We start from the raw sequence: 3139 nt of genomic DNA, 5'->3' as shown, positions 1-3139 counted from the left end.
GAGACAGGTCCTGGGGGATTTGTCCTTCGGGGGTGAGGCGCAGGAGCTTGCCGGCGGGGTCATTGACGTCCTGCGAGCGGTCCGGCTTCCGGGCGTCACCGGTGCCCGCGTAGAGCATGCCGTCGGGGCCGAAGCGCAGGCGTCCGCCGTCGTGGTAGGTGGCGGAGGGGATGCCGCCGAAGACGACGCGGTCGAACGTCGCGGTGGTGTGGTCCTCGGAGAGGGTCCACCGCTCCACGCGGTTCTCGTCCTGGCCGTTCGCGTCGGTGGTGACGTAGACGTAGAACCAGCGGTTCGTCGCGAAGTCCGGGTGGGCGGCGATGCCGAGCAGTCCACCCTCCGCGGCGTGGGTGATGCGCACGGTGGCGACGGGTTGGGGCTGGAGGACGCCTGCCTTGAGCAGCCTCACGCGGCCGGGTCGCTCGGTGACGAGCGCGTCGCCACCGGGCAGCCAGGCGATGCCCCAGGGGACTTCAAGGCCCTCGGCGACGACGTCCACGGTGATGGGCACTGCGCCGTCCGGCCCCCAGTCGTCCGCGACGCGCACGCAGTCCTGGGGAGAGGCGGTGCCCTGGGACTGGCTCTTGCGACAGGCGGAGGCCGACACGGCGAGCACCACGAAGGCGGAGGCGAGCAGGCGAGAGGCGCGCATGGGGCGATTAATGTCCGCCCGTGGGGGAGCGCGCTAGCGTGACGGACGGTGGACGTGAGGGCGGGGACGCTCGGGGAGGAGTCCCTCGTCGGGAGGGTGGGCAGGCGGGCGGGCCGAGCCCCGAGGAGCGCCTTTGTCGTCAGGAGGCGCGTGGGCACCTTCAGCGCACGGGACAACTCGCCCATTCGCAACAAGGAGACGTCCTATGGCGCGCATCGCGTTCATCCTGGCAGACGACTTCGAGGATTCTGAGTTCCGCATTCCGTATGACCTCGTGAAGCAAGCGGGGCACGAGGCGGTCGTCATCGGCGTGGAGGATGGCAAGCCCGTGAAGGGCAAGAAGGGCAAGGAGGTCATCACCCCGGACAAGGCCGTGCGGAACGTGTCGTCCCGGGACTTCGATGCGCTGGTGATACCGGGGGGCTACTCGCCGGACCACCTGCGGATGGACATCGACATGGTGGGCTTCGTGCGGGACTTCTACCGTGCCGACAAGCCGCTGGCGGCCGTATGCCATGCACCGTGGATGTTGGTGGAGGCGGACGTCCTGGACGGCAGGACTGTCACGTCCTGGCCCTCCGTCCGCACGGACCTCATCAACGCGGGGGCGCGCTGGGTGGACCGCGAGGTGGTGGAGGACGGCAACCTCATCACTTCGCGCAACCCGGGGGACCTGCCGGCCTTCAGCGCCGCGCTGCTGCGGCAGGTGGACCAGGGCATCGCCCCGCGCATGGAGCCGTCGCGCGGGCGTGAGGCCACTTCAGAGCAGCCTTCCAGCGTGCACTGACTGAATCACGGGCCACGAGCGGACGAGGTGTGTCGGCTCGTGGCCTGTTGTTTCCGTGCGCGCGACAGGTCAGACGGGCTGCTGGTTCACGAAGGACAGGAGGGTGGCCGCGCAGTGGCCGCAGTGCTCCCGGAAGGGTGCGCTGAGTGCGGGCTCGCGTGTGAGCTTCTCCCAGTATGTCAGGGCGAGACGTGCGGCGTCGGACCAGACGTCCACGGTGCTCGCGGTGGGAGGGCGTGGCGTGAAGGTCCGCTCGACGAGGTTCGTTCCCACGGGAGCGAACACCATGGGCAGCATGTCGTAGACCGGCGCGAGTCGGAACCGCTTTGGCCCTTCTACAAAGAGAGTTCGGGCGCGCCCACCATGTATTCGAGCCAGTGTCGACCGCCCGCGAGCAGGCGGAGCACGCCGTACCGTTGGACCGAGCCTGCATCATCGATGCGGTGGACGTTCAGGCGTGTGCCGAGCGAGGGAAGCTCTCGGGTCCGCGCGTAGCGGGTCGCGGGGCCCTCGCCCATGCGACACACGCGGTCACCCGCCGCCAGCAAGAGGCGCGTCACCGAGGGGCGCGAGACCTTGAGCTGTGTCGCGAGCTCGCTCGCTCGGGTCACATCTCGACGGCCGAGGGTCGCGAGGAGCTGTTCCACCGTGGCCATGAAGTGGGGTCCGCCCTGCCTCCTGATTCAATCCATGAACAGATTCCTGATTTGATTCGTGAACTGATTCGGAAGTATGGCCGGGGGAGAGGGTCCATGCATCTGCCCGGACTCATTGGTGAAAATGAAACGGGCCGCCCCGCGTGAGAGCGGAGTCGGCCCGGTGGGCACAGCGGGATGAACAGTTACCGTCAGTGGTCGCCGTAGCGCTTCTCGCCGGCTTCCACGCGGACGGCCAGGCGGTTGCCTCGGGGCGGCAGCGGGCAGGTGGCGAAGCGCGTGAACGCGCAGGGCGGGTTGTAGGAGCGGTTGAAGTCGAGCACCACCTGCCCGTCCTTCGGCATGTCCGAGTACAGGAAGCGGCCCGCGCCATACGTCGCGTCGTGGTTCGTCTCGTCCGCGAAGATGATGAAGAGCTGGTTGGAGCCCTCCTCCTCCACCGGCGTCAGGCGGTACTCCTTGCCGGCCACCGTGAAGACGAGCGTGCCCGGCGCCTTCATCTCCTCCGTGGTGCCCAGCACGTTGGGCACCTGGAGTGTGCGCGGAGTCGCCGAGGGCTCGAAGCGCGCGGTGACCTTCCACGTGGGGCTCGCTGGATAGGTCTCGATGCCGTGGAACTCCTTGCGCGCCTGCGCCTGCGAGTCCTTCACGCGCACGCCCAGCTTGTCGCCCCGGAGGATGACCTGGAAGTTGAGGCTGCCGAGCTTCACCACATCCGGTGAGCCCTTCTCGTCCGTCTTCAGCTCGCCCCCGGTGAAGGGCTCGTTGTTGTTGCGCGTGAACTGCACGCCCGGCGCGGGCTGGAAGCTGACGGTGTTGCCCTTGCGCGTGAAGGTGCCGAGCTTCGCGGGCGTACCGGCCGGGAAGTCCAACTCACTCTCGGGCGCGGAGCCGGCGGTCTGCTCGCCTTCCTTGAGCCAGAAGAGGCCGACGAGCGTCAACCAGCCCTCCTCGGACTGGAGTCGCTGGAGGCGCTGCTCATGCCAGGCGCGAGTGGAGGCGGTGAGGTCTTCGGGCGTCGTGGGAGTGGACACGGTCTTGGCG

5 protein-coding genes are annotated in these 3139 nt (G+C 68.4%); 1 reads left to right on the top strand and 4 read right to left on the bottom strand.

Translation table 11 applies throughout. The annotated features are described in order from the left end of the window. Window positions 1-652: sorbosone dehydrogenase family protein (locus HUW62_RS46540; protein WP_176438110.1), on the bottom strand; the 652-nt coding region annotated here is incomplete at its 3' end. A 205-nt stretch (window positions 653-857) separates the two neighbouring features. Here HUW62_RS46540 and HUW62_RS46535 point away from each other — a divergent pair. Continuing rightward, window positions 858-1439 carry a type 1 glutamine amidotransferase domain-containing protein gene (locus HUW62_RS46535; protein WP_176438109.1) on the top strand — a complete coding sequence of 194 codons (582 nt, stop codon included), beginning with the start codon at window positions 858-860 and terminating at the stop codon, window positions 1437-1439. Between the two features lie 69 nt (window positions 1440-1508). Here the strand turns inward: HUW62_RS46535 and HUW62_RS49530 are convergent, their stop codons facing one another. The 3 genes from HUW62_RS49530 to HUW62_RS46525 all read right to left on the bottom strand — a co-directional run bounded on the left by HUW62_RS49530 (window position 1509) and on the right by HUW62_RS46525 (window position 3129). Next, complete coding sequence (locus HUW62_RS49530; protein WP_255204031.1) at window positions 1509-1727, bottom strand: hypothetical protein; 219 nt, start codon at window positions 1725-1727, stop codon at window positions 1509-1511. Window positions 1728-1774: 47 nt separating this feature from the next. Next, window positions 1775-2095: a hypothetical protein gene (locus HUW62_RS49525; RefSeq protein ID WP_255204030.1), complete on the bottom strand. Its 321-nt coding sequence runs from the start codon at window positions 2093-2095 to the stop codon at window positions 1775-1777. A gap of 191 nt (window positions 2096-2286) precedes the next feature. After that, window positions 2287-3129: a DUF1684 domain-containing protein gene (locus HUW62_RS46525; protein ID WP_368670656.1), complete on the bottom strand. Its 843-nt coding sequence runs from the start codon at window positions 3127-3129 to the stop codon at window positions 2287-2289. Between the last annotated feature and the right edge of the window lie 10 nt (window positions 3130-3139).

The organism is Myxococcus sp. AM011, assembly GCF_013372595.1.
Classification (GTDB): domain Bacteria; phylum Myxococcota; class Myxococcia; order Myxococcales; family Myxococcaceae; genus Myxococcus; species Myxococcus eversor.
This window is presented reverse-complemented; position numbering and strand designations above follow the sequence as displayed.